The sequence below is a fragment of the Paenibacillus alba genome, assembly GCF_013204855.1.
GTDB classification, from domain to species: domain Bacteria; phylum Bacillota; class Bacilli; order Paenibacillales; family NBRC-103111; genus Paenibacillus_E; species Paenibacillus_E alba.
Window position 1 is genome coordinate 1 of record NZ_JABMKZ010000037.1, and the last position, 15,141, is coordinate 15,141.

The 15,141-nt window shown below is 48.8% G+C and carries 16 protein-coding genes and 1 rRNA gene; all 17 read right to left on the bottom strand.

Going from position 1 to position 15,141, the window contains the following annotated elements; translation table 11 throughout:
• A 16S ribosomal RNA gene (locus HQN90_RS30310) occupies positions 1 to 106 on the bottom strand; the annotation flags it as partial.
• Positions 107 to 451: 345 nt separating this feature from the next.
• Complete coding sequence (gene lysS, locus HQN90_RS30315) at positions 452 to 1,948, bottom strand: lysine--tRNA ligase (protein ID WP_173226156.1); 1,497 nt, start codon at positions 1,946 to 1,948, stop codon at positions 452 to 454.
• A 102-nt stretch (positions 1,949 to 2,050) separates the two neighbouring features.
• Positions 2,051 to 2,527 (bottom strand): transcription elongation factor GreA, encoded by a 477-nt coding sequence (gene greA / locus HQN90_RS30320; protein ID WP_079417179.1) that lies wholly within the window; start codon positions 2,525 to 2,527, stop codon positions 2,051 to 2,053.
• Positions 2,528 to 2,747: 220 nt separating this feature from the next.
• Positions 2,748 to 3,764 carry a tRNA dihydrouridine synthase DusB gene (gene dusB / locus HQN90_RS30325; RefSeq protein ID WP_173226158.1) on the bottom strand — a complete coding sequence of 339 codons (1,017 nt, stop codon included), beginning with the start codon at positions 3,762 to 3,764 and terminating at the stop codon, positions 2,748 to 2,750.
• A 17-nt stretch (positions 3,765 to 3,781) separates the two neighbouring features.
• Positions 3,782 to 3,994 (bottom strand): helix-turn-helix domain-containing protein, encoded by a 213-nt coding sequence (locus HQN90_RS30330; protein ID WP_079417067.1) that lies wholly within the window; start codon positions 3,992 to 3,994, stop codon positions 3,782 to 3,784.
• Positions 3,976 to 4,491 carry a 2-amino-4-hydroxy-6-hydroxymethyldihydropteridine diphosphokinase gene (folK, locus tag HQN90_RS30335; RefSeq protein WP_173226161.1) on the bottom strand — a complete coding sequence of 172 codons (516 nt, stop codon included), beginning with the start codon at positions 4,489 to 4,491 and terminating at the stop codon, positions 3,976 to 3,978. Before folK ends, HQN90_RS30330 begins: the two co-directional genes overlap by 19 nt.
• The gene (gene folB, locus HQN90_RS30340) at positions 4,488 to 4,856 is read right to left on the bottom strand and encodes a dihydroneopterin aldolase (protein ID WP_079417071.1); all 369 of its coding nucleotides are present in this window, start codon (positions 4,854 to 4,856) and stop codon (positions 4,488 to 4,490) included. The genes folK and folB overlap by 4 nt, the downstream gene beginning before the upstream one ends.
• A gap of 20 nt (positions 4,857 to 4,876) precedes the next feature.
• The gene (gene folP / locus HQN90_RS30345; RefSeq protein WP_173226162.1) at positions 4,877 to 5,695 is read right to left on the bottom strand and encodes a dihydropteroate synthase; all 819 of its coding nucleotides are present in this window, start codon (positions 5,693 to 5,695) and stop codon (positions 4,877 to 4,879) included.
• A 7-nt stretch (positions 5,696 to 5,702) separates the two neighbouring features.
• Positions 5,703 to 6,584: an aminodeoxychorismate lyase gene (gene pabC / locus HQN90_RS30350; protein WP_173226164.1), complete on the bottom strand. Its 882-nt coding sequence runs from the start codon at positions 6,582 to 6,584 to the stop codon at positions 5,703 to 5,705.
• 3 nt (positions 6,585 to 6,587) lie between these two features.
• Positions 6,588 to 7,169 carry an aminodeoxychorismate/anthranilate synthase component II gene (gene pabA / locus HQN90_RS30355; RefSeq protein WP_173226166.1) on the bottom strand — a complete coding sequence of 194 codons (582 nt, stop codon included), beginning with the start codon at positions 7,167 to 7,169 and terminating at the stop codon, positions 6,588 to 6,590.
• A gap of 32 nt (positions 7,170 to 7,201) precedes the next feature.
• Positions 7,202 to 8,764: an anthranilate synthase component I family protein gene (locus HQN90_RS30360; protein ID WP_173226168.1), complete on the bottom strand. Its 1,563-nt coding sequence runs from the start codon at positions 8,762 to 8,764 to the stop codon at positions 7,202 to 7,204.
• A 114-nt stretch (positions 8,765 to 8,878) separates the two neighbouring features.
• Positions 8,879 to 9,820, bottom strand: a complete 942-nt coding sequence (gene cysK, locus HQN90_RS30365; protein WP_079417081.1) for a cysteine synthase A — start codon at positions 9,818 to 9,820, stop codon at positions 8,879 to 8,881.
• A gap of 114 nt (positions 9,821 to 9,934) precedes the next feature.
• A complete protein-coding gene (locus tag HQN90_RS30370) occupies positions 9,935 to 10,885 on the bottom strand; it encodes a peptidylprolyl isomerase (RefSeq protein WP_173226170.1) in 951 nt (316 codons plus the stop codon).
• Positions 10,886 to 10,927: 42 nt separating this feature from the next.
• Positions 10,928 to 11,794, bottom strand: coding sequence for an Hsp33 family molecular chaperone HslO (gene hslO, locus HQN90_RS30375; protein ID WP_173226172.1), 867 nt, complete (start codon positions 11,792 to 11,794; stop codon positions 10,928 to 10,930).
• Positions 11,795 to 11,818: 24 nt separating this feature from the next.
• A complete protein-coding gene (locus HQN90_RS30380) occupies positions 11,819 to 12,583 on the bottom strand; it encodes a type III pantothenate kinase (RefSeq protein WP_079417087.1) in 765 nt (254 codons plus the stop codon).
• Complete coding sequence (gene nadC / locus HQN90_RS30385) at positions 12,580 to 13,449, bottom strand: carboxylating nicotinate-nucleotide diphosphorylase (RefSeq protein WP_173226175.1); 870 nt, start codon at positions 13,447 to 13,449, stop codon at positions 12,580 to 12,582. The genes HQN90_RS30380 and nadC overlap by 4 nt, the downstream gene beginning before the upstream one ends.
• Before the next feature lies 1 nt (position 13,450).
• A complete protein-coding gene (nadB, locus tag HQN90_RS30390) occupies positions 13,451 to 15,061 on the bottom strand; it encodes an L-aspartate oxidase (RefSeq protein WP_173226177.1) in 1,611 nt (536 codons plus the stop codon).
• Positions 15,062 to 15,141: the final 80 nt, after the last annotated feature.

Consider the following 15,141-nt stretch of genomic DNA (forward strand, 5'->3'; position numbering starts at 1 on the left):
ACCCGTCCGCCGCTAAGCATTCCCCGAAGGAAATACTCCGCTCGACTTGCATGTATTAGGCACGCCGCCAGCGTTCGTCCTGAGCCAGGATCAAACTCTCCATAGTAGCGGACGATTGCTCGTCCGTATATCTGAAAGCTGAAATGCTCAATTGACTTGCTAGCGAGATTTTACAATCTCTTTTTGAACGATTGCTCGTTCGTGCTTACTCACTCGTTGTTCAGTTTTCAAAGATCAATTCCTCTTGTTCAACCTGCTCTCTTTGGAAAGCCGGAAGACCAATATACCATACTGAGTTTTGCATTGCAACTTATAATTTCAAGTCGTTCGCACCACCGATTCCTCGGTGCTCAGCGGCAACTTTTATAAGATACCACAGACGATATGCACAATGCAAGTACTTATTTCAAAAAGTTTCGAGACACCCAGCGGTGCCCCGAAACGAAACCATTTACTCGCCTTGACGATGACGCATATGCGGGAATAAGAGAACATCGCGAATGGAAGGTGCATTCGTTAATAGCATAACCAGTCGATCGACACCTATCCCTAATCCACCTGTAGGCGGCATGCCATATTCTAAAGCTCGAATGAAATCCTCATCCATTTCATGCGCTTCATCATTGCCTTGCTCTTTCTCGCGAAGCTGAGCTTCAAACCGCTCTCTTTGATCAATCGGATCATTCAGCTCTGTAAAAGCATTGGCATGCTCACGCGCCACGATAAAGAGTTCGAAACGATCCGTAAAGCGCGGATCTTCCGGATTCTTTTTGGCAAGAGGTGAGATTTCCAATGGATGTCCATATACAAAGGTCGGTTGTATCAAAGTCTCTTCAACAAACGTCTCAAAGAACTGATTCACAATATGGCCGAATGTCATATGCGGCTCCACAGATACATTGTGCTCCTTCGCTAAACGATGGGCTTCCTCATTAGACATATGCGCGCTAAAGTCTACACCTTTGACTTCCTTGATCGCATCGACCATGGAGACACGTCTCCAGCCAACAGCTAGATTAACCTCGTGATCGCCATAAGGAACTGTCGTGCTGCCAAGAACCTCCTGAGCGATATGAGCGATAAGCTCTTCTGTAAGCTTCATGATGTCTTTGTAGTCCGCATAAGCCTCGTACAGCTCAATCATCGTAAACTCAGGATTATGACGCGTAGAAATACCTTCATTCCGGTAGACACGCCCAATTTCGTATACTTTCTCCAGTCCACCTACAATTAGACGCTTCAAATGAAGCTCAATCGCAATTCGCATATGCAGCTGCATGTCCAAAGCATTATGATGCGTATTAAAAGGACGTGCCGAAGCCCCGCCTGCGATAGAATGAAGCGTTGGTGTCTCCACTTCCAAATATCCGAGAGAATCCAGATAACGACGCATAGCCTGAATAATGCGGGAACGCAAAATAAAAGTCTGCTGTACATCTTGATTCATAATTAAGTCAACATAACGTTGACGATAGCGTAGTTCCACATCACTAAGACCATGGAATTTATCCGGCAATGGCAGCAAGGATTTGGTCAAAACTTCAAGGGATTGCACCTTAATAGAAGTTTCACCGGTTTTTGTTTTGAAAACAATCCCTTTTACGCCAACAATATCACCTAGATCCAGAAGATCAAAAGCTTGATAAATGGCTGCTTCCAAAGCATCCTCACGCACATAAATCTGAATTTTCCCTGTAATGTCTTGCAAATGCGCAAAGCTGGCTTTGCCCATGCTTCTTTTTTGCATGATGCGTCCGGCAATACTGACTTCAACAGCCTCAGCATCCAGCTCATCTTTGGTTTTATCTTGATACGCCGTAAGGATATCCTTGCTAGTATGCGTCCTTACGAATTTACTGCCAAACGGATCGACCCCTAGACCACGAAGCTCGTCCAATTTGTTACGGCGAATGGTGAGCAATTCGTTCAATTCCACTTCCTGGCTCATGCTTTCATCTCCTACTTATTAGTAATCGTATAGAACCATCTTACATTACTCAACGGAAAAAAGCTTCCGAAAGGAAGCTTTCCAAAGAATTGCGGCTGCACGCTACTTTTTAATATCAATAATTTGATACTGAATGACGCCAGCAGGAACGACTACGTCCACGTTCGCGCCCCTTTGTTTACCTAGAATAGCTCTACCTACAGGGCTTTCGTTGGAAATCTTATTCTGTAGCGGATCGGATTCCGCCGTACCTACGATGTTATACTCAACCAGATCGCCAAACTCCAAGTCCTTCAGCGTGACGATTGAGCCTACACTTACCGTATTGGTATCGACATCATCGTTATTAATAATACGCGCATTGCGCAGCAATTTTTCTAAAGTAATAATTCTGCCTTCAATAAAAGCTTGTTCGTTCTTAGCGTCTTCGTACTCTGAGTTCTCGCTGATGTCGCCATATCCAATGGCTACCTTGATTCTCTCAGCCACCTCGCGACGCTTCACTGATTTCAGATGCTCGAGCTCATCTTCAAGCTTTCTTAAACCTTGTGGTGTAAGAATGACCTCTTTTTCAGCCATTTCCAACTGATCTCCCGTCATGTGAAAGATTTTCATATCGTTGAATCGATGCTTCCTGCTAGGAGTTAGGTCTTTATAGAGCTGATTCAAGTAGTATGAATTCACGTTTCATAAATCGCTTAGTTGCGAGTTTGTCTTTCAATATATGCAGGAACACATTAATATTGACTGATTATATTGCAACGGTTTCAAAATGTCAATCTCAACCATTGCTGATTTCTTATTGGATTACAGCTGGTTCTTCCTCTGCTGGGGACAACGTTTGTACGGACAAATGCTCGACATATTCATTCAAAACTCGCACCATCTCATCACGCTTCAACATTTCCATGATGGCGTCCTTCACACGGGCTGCTCCTGTTAAGCCTTTGAGGTACCAAGCCATGTGTTTGCGCATCTCTTTAACGGCAACATTCTCACCTTTGAGCGCAATTAAGCGGTCCATATGCAGGATGGCAATGCGGATCTTTTCTTCTGGCGTAGGCTCCGGCGGGAGCTCCCCATTAGCCAAGTACTGGACCGTACGGTAGAGCATCCAGGGATTTCCTAATGCGCCGCGTCCAATCATTACGCCATCAACACCCGTATGGTCGAGCATGCGTTTGGCATCCTCAGGTGTCACCACATCTCCATTCCCAATGACGGGAATCGACAATGCCTGCTTGACGTCGCGAATAATGTCCCAATCCGCTTTGCCTGTATACAGCTGCTCCCGGGTGCGGCCATGAACACTCACAGCGCTTCCGCCGCCTCTTTCGACAGCTTTCGCATTTTCAATCGCGTAGATGTGCTCGGAATCCCATCCGATTCGCATTTTCACGGTAACCGGCTTATTGACAGCAGCGACAACCGTTGCAATCATTTGCTCGATCTTGTCAGGCTGAAGCAGCCAGCGTGCGCCCGCATCACACTTCGTGATTTTCGGCACGGGGCAGCCCATGTTGATGTCAATAATATCAGCGTTCGTATGTTGATCGACGATTTTGGCTGCTTGGACCAACGTCTCGGTATCGCCACCGAAGATCTGCAAGCTTAAAGGCTTCTCCCGATCGTCTACGTAGAGCATTTCCATCGAGCGGGTATTCCCGTGAACGATAGCTTTATCACTTACCATTTCTGCGCATACCAGACCTGTGCCGAATTCTTTGGCAATCAGTCGGAACGCAGGATTACATACACCCGCCATCGGGGCAAGTACGACTCTATTGGGAGCTTCGACATTTCCTATTTTCAGCACCGAAGATTCCCCTCCTCTCATCTCGCAACCGCCGCGACTAACTCATCGGGCTCTATATTAAGGACTTGCGAGATCTTATTAATAATTTTCGCATCCGGCTTGCGCGTGCCTCTTTCAATAGCGCCTAGAATGGCAATCGAGACCCCAAGCAAATCAGCCAGTTCGTTCTGTGTATATCCCTTAAGTTTGCGAAAAGCACGAATGCGCTGAGCTACTGAGCTTTTTTCCATAGAACGACGCCTTCCTTTCCTTCCAGTTTCTCCAAATGCGCGGAGATGAATTCAAATGCAGCATCCTGCCGTGTGTAGAGAACCTCTGTGAGAGGAACTAATACAAAAGCCCGCTCATGCATCCGCGGATGCGGAATGATCAAGTCGGGAGTGGTAAGCTGCTCGTCGCCGTAAAGAAGAAGATCCAAGTCGATCGTTCTCGGACCCCAGCGTAAATCACGTGTACGCCCTAAGCGATTCTCAATGCCAAGCAAAGTGAATAACAAAGCTTCCGCAGACAAGTTCGTACGAAGTTGAATGACCATATTTAGAAAAGCAGACTGATCCACATAGCCCACCGGTTCGGTTTCGTAGATGCTGGACAAGCCAGTCACCGTAATGCCCGCTTCCTGATCAAGCGCAGCAATCGCATTCTGCAGATAATGTTCTCGATCATTGATATTAGATCCTAATGCCACATAGGCCGTAATGCCTTGTTCTCGCTCATCGGCTGTCATTGCGCTGCCCGCTTTCGGTTAATCTCTACAGTCACGCCGTCGAAAATAACGGCAAAAGGAGGATGCGGTTTAATTACGCGCACCGTCACTTCATTGATACTAGTATAAGTATGCAGCAGCTCGGATGCAATGTTTTCGGCTAAAGCTTCGATGAGTTTGAACGTACGTCCTTCGACAATCTCTTTGACTTTAAAAAAGACTTCACCATAATTCACGGTATCATCCAGATGATCCGACTTGCCCGGTTTGCTTAGCGGGAGCATAAGCTCCACATCTACGTAGAAGCGCTGACCCAACTTATTCTCTTCTGGAAATACACCATGATTGCCAAAAAACTGCATGCGGGACAAAGTAATTTTATCCAATGTCACAACCTCCATTGATTTCATGATGAGCGGATAATGGCATCTGTCATGACCGCTACTCGTTTCATTGCTTGTACATCATGCACGCGGATCATGCCGCATCCCTGTGCAATCCCTAAGGCAACCGTCGACGCCGTACCTTCCATACGTTCCTCCGGCGGAAGTTGAAGAGTCAGGCCAATGACGCTTTTCCGGGAAGTACCCAAAAGCACTGGGTATCCGAGATCTGCGACAGCTCGCAATTGATTCATAAGCTGCAGATTCTGCTCGTAGGTTTTGGCAAAACCAATGCCAGGATCTAAGATAATGCGTTCCTTGCGAACGCCAGCTTCCTTGGCTTGATTCGCATACAGCTGCAGATCACTCAGAACATCGGGAAGAAAATCTGAGTAAACCGGATTCAACCGATTATGCGTAATAATGAACGGGCAGTCATAACGGGCAGCTACTGCTGCCATGCGAACGTCTGCCTGTCCGCCCCATACATCATTGATGATATGAGCTCCAGCCGCTAAGGCTTGCTCAGCGACATCCGCTTTATAGGTATCTATAGAAATAGGAACAGGAACTTCCCTGCTGAGCGCTTCAATGACAGGAATAACGCGTCGGATCTCCTCTTCCCCGGTCACCACAGCGGAGCCAGGGCGGGTAGACTCTCCGCCAATGTCGATGATGTCTGCGCCCTCAGCCACCATTTGTCGGGCTCTGCGCAAAGCATCCTCGATGCGAACGTATTCCCCGCCGTCTGAAAAGGAATCCGGCGTTACGTTCAATATGCCCATAATGATCGTTCGATCACCAATGGGCAGCTCATATCCATTGCAAGATAACACATTCATCTTCTCTTCACTTCCTGTTGGGTTCAAGATGTTCGTTATACAGCTGACTAAGTTGACGGGTTATTGGGCCTACTTGGCCGGTTCCAACAGAACAGGCTTGTCCACTAGGCGTATACAAGGTTGTAACGGGAACTATGTCTTGAATGGAATTCACAAGAAACACCTCATCGGCTTCGACGAGATCTTCCCAGCGGTACAAGCCGTCTTGAGCAGCAATTAACTGCTGCTGCGCAAGCTTCAAGACATGCGCTCTGGTGATGCCAGGCAAAATCCCTGTATCCAGCGAAGGGGTATAGCAGGTCCCGGCTTTGATGAAGAAGATGTTGCTGACAATGCCTTCGGCTAAGTACCCTTCTTCCGTCATCATCAAGCCTTCAGCACCAACTGCCCAGCTGTATTGCTGCAGTTCCCGTTTGGCAAGAATGTTGTTCATGTAATGAAAAGATTTGAATCGATACAAGCCTTCCGGGGTGTTGCGAGGCAGCTTGAGCAGCTGCAAGACTTTGCCCTGCTCGTACGTCTTCTCGTCTCGAACCGGAAGCGGTTTAATATACATAATCTCCGTAGGCTGCTTGTAGTCGCCTGTTGGCAGCCCCAAAGCCTCTTCACCCGCAGATACAGATAAGCGGAAATAGGCATCTTCGAGTTGGTTCGCTTGCAGCAGTTCCGCGACCAAACGCTCGATTCGCTCTAGGTTAGGTTCGTACACGATGCCCAGCTCTCGGCAACTCTCGGTTAAACGGTCCACATGCTCGGAAAGCAAGAAAGCTTTCCCTCCGTAGGTACGGAAAGTCTCGAAAAGACCCACGCCGTAAAGAAAACCGTGATCATAAACGGAGACCACGGCTTGCTGCTCATTTATCAAGCTTCCATTGATACTAATCATCATCGTTTAAACTCCTGTTGCGGCCGTGCGACGAAGAAAGTTCCGCAGGATCTGATGACCGTGCTGCGTAATAATGGATTCCGGATGGAATTGAACGCCTTCGATCGGATATTCCTTATGACGCAATGCCATGATCTCACCTTCAGCGGTATGTGCGCTTACTTCCAAGCAATCAGGCAACGTTTCTGCTTTGACAATCAAAGAATGGTAACGTGTTGCTATAAAAGGTGAAGGCAGCCCTTCAAATAAGGTTTTGCCGTCATGGAAAATTTCTGAGGTTTTGCCATGCATCAAACGCTCTGCGCGAATGACATCGCCGCCAAAGGCTTGCCCGATAGACTGATGGCCTAAGCAAACGCCGAAAATGGGAATTTTACCCTTGAAATGGTCAATGAGTGATAAGCTAATACCGGCTTCATTCGGCGTGCAAGGTCCCGGAGATATTAAGATGTGATCCGGCGCTAAGGCCTCAACACCTGCTAAATCAATTTCGTCATTGCGACGAACGATAACTTCTTCACCGATCTCCCCCAAGTATTGGACGAGGTTGTACGTAAACGAATCATAATTATCAATCACTAAAATCATTCTAAGCTCCCCTTTCGTCAGCCTTCTCAGGCTTAAGCTCGGCTCATGCTCCGCTCGCTATATTCTATCGCTTTCCACATCGCTTTGGCTTTGTTCAGAGATTCCACATATTCACGCTCAGGAATAGAATCAATGACGATGCCCGCCCCTGCTTGAATATGGCCCACCCCTTGAACAGCTACCAGCGTTCGTATAATAATATTAAATTCCATATTTCCATTATAGTCAATCCATCCCATGGAACCCGTGTAGGGTCCTCGGCGGACAGGCTCTAATTCTTCAATGATTTCCATTGTGCGAATCTTCGGTGCGCCGGTGATCGTCCCTCCCGGGAAGGTGGCCGCGATGACATCATAGGCATCCTTGCCCTCTGCCAGCTCGCCAACAACCTCCGAGACGATGTGCATGACATGCGAATAGTATTCGATGACCATGAAGTCTTTCACGCGGACGGAGCCATACTTGGAGATCCGGCCTAGGTCGTTGCGCTCGAGATCAACCAGCATGACGTGCTCGGCGCGCTCTTTGTCATTGTCGATGAGCTCTCCGGCTAGGCGCAGATCATCCTGCTCGTCCTTGCCGCGCGGGCGCGTGCCAGCGATAGGACGGGTCCGCAGGACCCCGTCCTCGAGCTGCACGAGCAGCTCCGGCGAGCCCGATACGAGCGCGAAGCCAGCGAAGCGCAGCAAGCCCATGTACGGCGAGGGATTGACGATGCGCAGCGCCTCGTAGATCTCCTCCGGCGTAGTGCTCAGCTGCCGGCTCTGTCTGACCGACAAGTTGACCTGGAACACGTCGCCTTGGGAGATGTAGGCTTGGATGCGCTGCACCGCCGCGATGTAGTCCGCTTTGCCGAAAGCAGGCTGGATGCCCGCGATGCTCTCGACATCAATGTGCAGCTGCTCACGCGCGATTGCGGGCTGATCTCCGCTGCTTAGCGGCGCTCCGCCAGACCCGTTAGCTGTCTGGATCGCACGCCAGCGCAGGAGCATCGCTTCCGCCTGGGCATGGGCTTCCCTATATAGCTGCTGAACGTAAGCGGCGTCGGTTGTCCGGCTTTGATCTAACGGCTTATGAACCACAACGTACAAGGTCTTCTCGATATGATCCAAGGTCCATACTTGATCATACATGGCGAAGCTATAGTCCGGAATCGGCAAATCATTGGCCGCTTGCTCGGGGAGCTTCTCGATGGTCCTGATCACATCATAGCTCCAGTAGCCTACACAGCCGCCGAGAAACTTAGGTGCTCCCTCCACTTTAGGACTGTGAAAGGGAGCCATCCACCTCTTCACAACATCAAGGGGTTTCCCCTGCTGATAAGAAACCTCGGACTTGTGTTTGCTATCTGGAGAGTGTGAGGTGATTTCGGCCTCCAAACCAGTCCCCTGCAATGTTGAGAAGGGCTGCAGTCCAAAGCAGGTGTATCTTCCCCCTTTGCCGCTCTCGAGTACAAAGGAATCTGGAGCCGCGTCCTTCCAGGCAGCTTCCCAAGATGGCACTCGGTCTTCAGCGACGTCAATTTTAACAATATAAGGCAGCATGCTATACGCGGAGGACCATTCGCGCCACTGCTCTAAGGATGTTACAATCATGCTTGCCCTCCTTTCCGTCATATCCGATGATTAGTTGTCCATTAGTATACTCCAACCCAACGCAGAAAAAAAGCCCCCAGCAGCTGCTGGAGGCTTCTATGGCCGTCCGAAATCTTATTGCTCTTCGAATTGGTAAAGCGGCGTAGAAAGGTAACGCTCGCCGTTACTTGGGATGATCGCAACAACACGTTTGCCAGCTCCAAGCTCTTTGGCCACTTTGAGTGCTGCGAAGATTGCTGCGCCGGAAGAAATTCCGCCAAGAATACCTTCTTCTTTGGCTACACGACGGGATGTTTCGAAGGCATCTTCGTTTTCTACAGCGATAATTTCGTCATAAATGTTCGTGTTCAAGATGTCCGGTACAAAACCTGCACCAATTCCTTGAATTTTGTGTGGGCCTGGTTTACCGCCAGAAAGAACAGGGGATGCTGCAGGCTCAACAGCATAAATTTTAATGGACGGGAAGTTTTCTTTGAGCACGCCACCTGCGCCTGAAATCGTTCCGCCTGTACCGATCCCGGAAATGAAAGCGTCTAATTTGCCATCATGGGCATTAATCGCTTCAACAATTTCTGGACCTGTTGTTTCACGGTGAACTTTCACGTTCGCTTGGTTTTTGAACTGCTGCGGGATGAAGTAGGAAGGATTTTCTGCTTGCAGCTCTTCCGCACGCTTAATTGCGCCTTTCATTCCTTCCGCTCCTGGCGTCAGAACAAGCTGAGCGCCATATGCGCGAAGCAAGTTGCGTCTTTCTAGGGACATCGTTTCCGGCATAACCAGAATCGCTTTGTATCCTTTTGCCGCTGCTACTAAAGCAATCCCGATTCCTGTGTTACCGCTAGTTGGCTCAACAATCGTATCGCCTGGCTTAAGCTTGCCTTCTTGCTCAGCTACTTCAATCATGGAAATGGCAATACGGTCTTTCACGCTCGCACCTGGATTTTGGTATTCCAGCTTCACATAAATCTCAGCGCTTCCTTCAGGAACAACGCGATTCAAACGAACAAGAGGTGTATCTCCAATCAAATCAGTAACGCTTTGAACTAATCTTGCCATCTTAATTTCCCCTCCAGATTGAGTTATCGAATGATTTCCGAGTTAATTAGTCGGTATTAATACATTAATCTTAACAATGCGCTCACAGGTTGTCAACCATATTTTCACAAACCACTAACGCAGTTGCGGGTCTACAATGGACACTTTCCATTTGGTACGCAGTTGCAGAACATAATCCTTGAGAGGAGGCGCCTGTTGAAGAGCCAGCTCCCTGCGCACATTTTCCCGAATGAAGCTTTGATCCGGATTTGCTTTATCCCGTTTGTTCTTCAGCTTCACAATAGCAAAACCCTGTGCCATGCTGACCGGCTTGCTCACTTCTCCAACCTTCAGCAACTTGGCTGCGTCCAGAACGGGAGCTGCTATGAAGGGATCATCCCCCTCAATCCAACCTAAGTCACCGCCGGTGTTATTGGTTGCATCATCAAGCGAACGATCTCTGGCAAGGGTTGCAAAGCTCACTCCTTTGGCCAGCTCCGCAAGCACTTTGTTCGCTTGGTCCTTGGTAGATACGATAATCTGAAGGATGTTGTATTCCGTTTCTTGTTTGAATTCATCCGCATGCGTCCTGATATATTCATCTACCTGGGCATCCGTAATCTGAATATGACTCGTTGCCAGCTTCTCCAATAACAACTTGTTGGTTACATCTTCCCGAATCTGTCGTTCCGATAATCCCAATTGACTCTGCATGGAGGCATAAAATTGTTTCTCGCTCTCGTATCCTTGCTGCATCCGTTTCAACTCACGGTCAATCTCCGCGTTTCCAATGGCGGTTCCTGTCTCGGTTCCTTCCAGACTTATCACTTCACGATCCAACAATTGACCCAGCAATTCAACCCCATAATGGCGTTCCAACGCTGTTTGAAGCTCCTGCATGGTTATTTCACGATTCCCGATTTTGGCGACTACCCGCTCGTTCTTCTGCTCACCTTGCTGTTCAGGTTCTGTTGGCTGACTTGGTTCTGTTTGGTTCATGGTATGGGTGATCAGCAAGGATGTGAGCACGAGATTACATACAGCCATCAAAATGATGACTCCCCACAATCGTTTTACGTTCTGCATCCTGACTCCCTCTTTACTTCCATCTTGCGAATATGATCTAGGCTATAGATCAATCATACGCTGTAAATCATCTTTCTCATAGCGGTAAGCTTCATTGCAGAAATGGCAAACCACTTCAGCAAACCCTTCGTCTTCAAGAATTTCTTGCAGCTCAGACTTTCCTAAGGAAATCAATGTAGACTCCACTTTTTCGCGGCTGCATTTACAACGGAACATGACATCCATCTGATCCAGCGATTGGAAGGATGGCAGCACAGTTTGGAGAATCTCTTCTAAGCTAAGGCCGCCGCCGAGCATATTGGTGAAAGATGGGATGCGAGCAAGCATTTCCTCGATACCCTTGATTTCATCGTCGGTTAATCCCGGAAGCAGTTGTATCACGAATCCCCCTGCGGCCAAAATGGAATGGTCCGTATTGACCAGCACCCCAAGTGCCACAGCAGAAGGCGTTTGTTCAGACTTTGCAAAATAGTACGTGAAATCTTCGGCTAATTCTCCTGAAATGAGGGGTACACTGCCTTTGTAAGGCTCCTTGAGCCCTAAATCCTTCGTTATGTAAAGAAATCCTTCTGTTCCTACGGCCGCTGCGACATCCAGCTTGCCATTCTCTTTGAGTGGTGGATCCACGAGCGGATTGTCCACATAACCGCGTACTTCGCCTTTGGCGTTCGCATCCACAACGATTTGGCCGATAGGCCCTTCACCTTTGACCTGGATGATGAGATGCTCCTCGCCTTTGAGCATGGCCCCGATGAGAAGACCCGCTGCAGCTGTTCGTCCAAGTGCAGCCGCAGCCGTAGGTGTTGTTTGGTGTCTTCGGCTAAGTTCTTCAGTAAGTTCCGTCGTTTGCACGGCAAAAGCACGAACTTTTCCCTGAAGTGCCGTTCCTCGAATTAAGTAATCGCCCATAGGATATCCTTTCCTTCAAACAGCTTATGCATTTTTCTCATAAATCATTTGCAAACCTTGCAAGGTGAGCAGCGGATTTACGATCTGAATCGTTCGAGACTCACTGGAAATCAACTCCGCCAGACCGCCTGTTGCGATCACTGTCGGATTGACATTAAATTCTTGCTTCACTCGTTCAACAATACCGTCCACTTGACCAACATAGCCGAAAACAATACCAGCTTGCATCGCCGCTACCGTATTGCGGCCTACTACGCTTTTCGGTTTGACGAGCTCTATGCGCGGCAGCTTCGCCGCCTTCTGATAAAGGGCTTCCGTGGAAATTCCGATCCCCGGTGCAATAGCACAACCTACAAGCTGCTGTGAAGGATCGATATAGTCGTAAGTCGTTGCAGTTCCGAAATCTACAATAATACAAGGCGCCCCATACAGCTCAAGCGCAGCGACAGCGTTCACAATACGATCTGCGCCCACTTCTTTGGGGTTGTCTACACGCACATTAAGTCCTGTTTTGATGCCTGGACCCACGATAAATGGTGTTCTTTTTAAATAATGTAAACTCAGGTTTTCCATGACGTTCATAAGTGGAGGAACCACGGAAGAAACAATGACGCCCTCTACATCTGCGAACTGGATACCCGAGTGTTGAAACAAGCTATGCAGCAAAATCCCATATTCGTCGACTGTTGCCGAACGGTTCGTACTTACCCGCCAGTGGTGCAGAAGAGTGCGATCCTGATACAAGCCCAGCACAATGTTGGTATTCCCTACATCGATAACAAGAATCATTGTGCCGTCCCCTTCCGTTCATTCAAATCTAAAGAAATATCCAACGCTGCAACCGAGTAAGTTAATCGTCCAACCGAGATCACATCTACCCCAGACTCCGCCATGGCTCTGATCGTCTGAACCGATACCGAACCTGAACCTTCTACTACAATATGCGGAGCTCTGCTTTTAATTATGGAAACTGCTTCTTTCATCTTCGAAGGAACCATATTGTCCAGCATGATAATATCTGCACCACTTGCCAACGCTTCCTCAAGCTGAACAAAATCCTCCACCTCTACCTCAATCTTCATGGTGTGAGGAATCTGCTGCCGCGCTGAACGAACCGCTTGCGCAATGCCACCTGAACCTTTGATATGATTATCTTTGATCATCACAGCATCATACAAACCAAAACGGTGATTATGACCGCCGCCCACACGTACGGCATATTTCTCAAGTAGTCTATGTCCTGGCGTAGTTTTGCGCGTGTCCACAAGTCTAGTCGACAGTCCTTCTAACGCATTAACGAATTCGCGTGTCTTGGTTGCAATGCCCGACATTCTTTGCATCAGGTTCAAACTTAAGCGTTCGCCGAGCAAAATACTGCGCGTATTTCCCTCTACCTCAGCTAGTATGGTCCCTTTTAATACAGACGATCCTTCTACCACTTTTGTTTCAAAACGGAGAGAAGCATCTACAATGGCAAATACCTCTTGGGCGATGCGAAGGCCGCATACAATTCCGTCTTCTTTGACGTGGATAATCCCTTTGGACACATGTTCCAAAGGGATTGTTGTCAACGTCGTGACATCGCCGGTACCGATATCTTCTTCCAGCCAAAGCCGGATCTGCTTGCGAATCAGTTCCATGTTGATTTCTAACATCTTAAATCCACTCCTCAATCCTAGCTTCCCCGCGCTTAAAAACTATATGCTTCTTCCATGCCTGATCGTCCCGTTCCGGGAAATCCTCACGGTAGTGACCGCCACGGCTTTCTTCCCGTGCAAGAGCTGCTGTTGTCGTAAGCAATGCGCAATTCAATAAATTCGCAAATTCGTAATCTTCACGTTTCGACATCAAGGAGTCGAAAAACGAAAGCTGTCGAGCCAATTCGTCATGGCCTTTCTGCAAGCCTTTGGCTGAACGCTTCAACCCCGCGTAGCGCAGCATGACCTTCTGAAGCTTCAGCTTTTTCTCAACAACCGCTTGACTCGAAATTTCTGTTCTTGGCGCTTCGGATTCCGCGCGGATCTGGATGTTGCCTTCCAATGGAGGAAGCTCCTGAATCCGTTCAATGATCCTTCGGCCAAACACAATGGCCTCCGACAAGGAATTGCTTGCCAGTCGATTAGCACCGTGTACACCAGTAGAGGAGACTTCTCCGCAAGCGAAGAGGCGTTTTACCAGCGTTTCCCCATGCAGATCGGTTTTCACACCGCCCATCATATAGTGGGCTGCGGGTGCAACCGGTATCCAGTCTGTGCTCATATCCAGTCCGTAATTCAGACAATACTCATATATCGTCGGGAACCGATGCTTGATCAGCTCTTCCGATTCGTGTGTAATATCAATGTAAACAAAGGTCGATCTGCAATTTTCCATTTCATCGACGATGGCACGGGCAACAACATCCCTTGGCGCTAGCTCTAGCTGCGGGTGGTAGCGCTCCATGAAGCGCTCTCCCTTGATGTTGCGCAAGTAAGCTCCCTCGCCGCGCACAGCCTCCGAGATGAGGAAGCGCGGCGCGCCAGGGTAACAAAGCGCAGTCGGGTGGAATTGAACGAATTCCACATCCTGAATTTGCGCACCGGCGCGGTGAGCGATCGCAATGCCATCGCCTGTGGCGATGTCCGGGTTCGTCGTGTAGCGGAACAGCTGTCCCGCGCCACCGGAGCAAAGGATCGTGGCGTTGCCGCGGACAAATACCCGCTGGCCGCCCGGCTTCTGAACGAGCGCTCCGTAGCACTCGCCGTCTTGCGTGATGAGGTCGATCACGAAGTGATCGTCCCAAATCTCGATGTTCGGATCTTGCTTAGTGCGTTCCGACAAGGCTCGTACAATCTCAGCGCCTGTAGCGTCGCCATGCGCGTGCAAGATGCGGCGCTGGCTGTGCGCGCCTTCCTTGGTTAACGCGAACTCACCGTTCTCCAAATCGAACTGAGTCCCCATTTGGATCAAGTCCTGTACGCCGTTAGGTCCTTCATGGACTAGAACATCAACCGCTTCTGGCGAACATAAGCCTGCGCCCGCGATCAGCGTATCCTGCATATGATATTCCGGTGAATCCTCGTCCGATATCACGGCAGCTATCCCACCCTGTGCATAACGAGTGTTGCTGTCGAGGAGCGATTTCTTCGTGATCATCAGCACTTTCTTATTTTCACTAGCGCGAAGCGCAGTAAATAACCCTGCAATACCTGCGCCAATCACAATAACATCTGTATGTACATGAGGAATGGAATCTAAATCTACATCTACGAGGTATCTTGGAATCATTGGCCCGTCTCACCTGTTCTTCGCCGTATAGTGCCCCGTTAAGAAACATAACGATCAAGCTCATTTCTTAACGGGGGGCT

Bases quoted from the DNA above. Each gene is read 5' to 3' on its own strand.
- lysS (WP_173226156.1), bottom strand. From the start codon at position 1,948: ATGAGCCAGGAAGTGGAATTGAACGAATTGCTCACCATTCGCCGTAAC.
- greA (WP_079417179.1), bottom strand. From the start codon at position 2,527: ATGGCTGAAAAAGAGGTCATTCTTACACCACAAGGTTTAAGAAAGCTT.
- HQN90_RS30330 (WP_079417067.1), bottom strand. From the start codon at position 3,994: ATGGAAAAAAGCTCAGTAGCTCAGCGCATTCGTGCTTTTCGCAAACTT.
- folK (WP_173226161.1), bottom strand. From the start codon at position 4,491: ATGACAGCCGATGAGCGAGAACAAGGCATTACGGCCTATGTGGCATTA.
- folP (WP_173226162.1), bottom strand. From the start codon at position 5,695: ATGAATGTGTTATCTTGCAATGGATATGAGCTGCCCATTGGTGATCGA.
- pabC (WP_173226164.1), bottom strand. From the start codon at position 6,584: ATGATGATTAGTATCAATGGAAGCTTGATAAATGAGCAGCAAGCCGTG.
- pabA (WP_173226166.1), bottom strand. From the start codon at position 7,169: ATGATTTTAGTGATTGATAATTATGATTCGTTTACGTACAACCTCGTC.
- HQN90_RS30360 (WP_173226168.1), bottom strand. From the start codon at position 8,764: ATGATTGTAACATCCTTAGAGCAGTGGCGCGAATGGTCCTCCGCGTAT.
- cysK (WP_079417081.1), bottom strand. From the start codon at position 9,820: ATGGCAAGATTAGTTCAAAGCGTTACTGATTTGATTGGAGATACACCT.
- HQN90_RS30370 (WP_173226170.1), bottom strand. From the start codon at position 10,885: ATGCAGAACGTAAAACGATTGTGGGGAGTCATCATTTTGATGGCTGTA.
- hslO (WP_173226172.1), bottom strand. From the start codon at position 11,794: ATGGGCGATTACTTAATTCGAGGAACGGCACTTCAGGGAAAAGTTCGT.
- HQN90_RS30380 (WP_079417087.1), bottom strand. From the start codon at position 12,583: ATGATTCTTGTTATCGATGTAGGGAATACCAACATTGTGCTGGGCTTG.
- nadC (WP_173226175.1), bottom strand. From the start codon at position 13,449: ATGTTAGAAATCAACATGGAACTGATTCGCAAGCAGATCCGGCTTTGG.
- nadB (WP_173226177.1), bottom strand. From the start codon at position 15,061: ATGATTCCAAGATACCTCGTAGATGTAGATTTAGATTCCATTCCTCAT.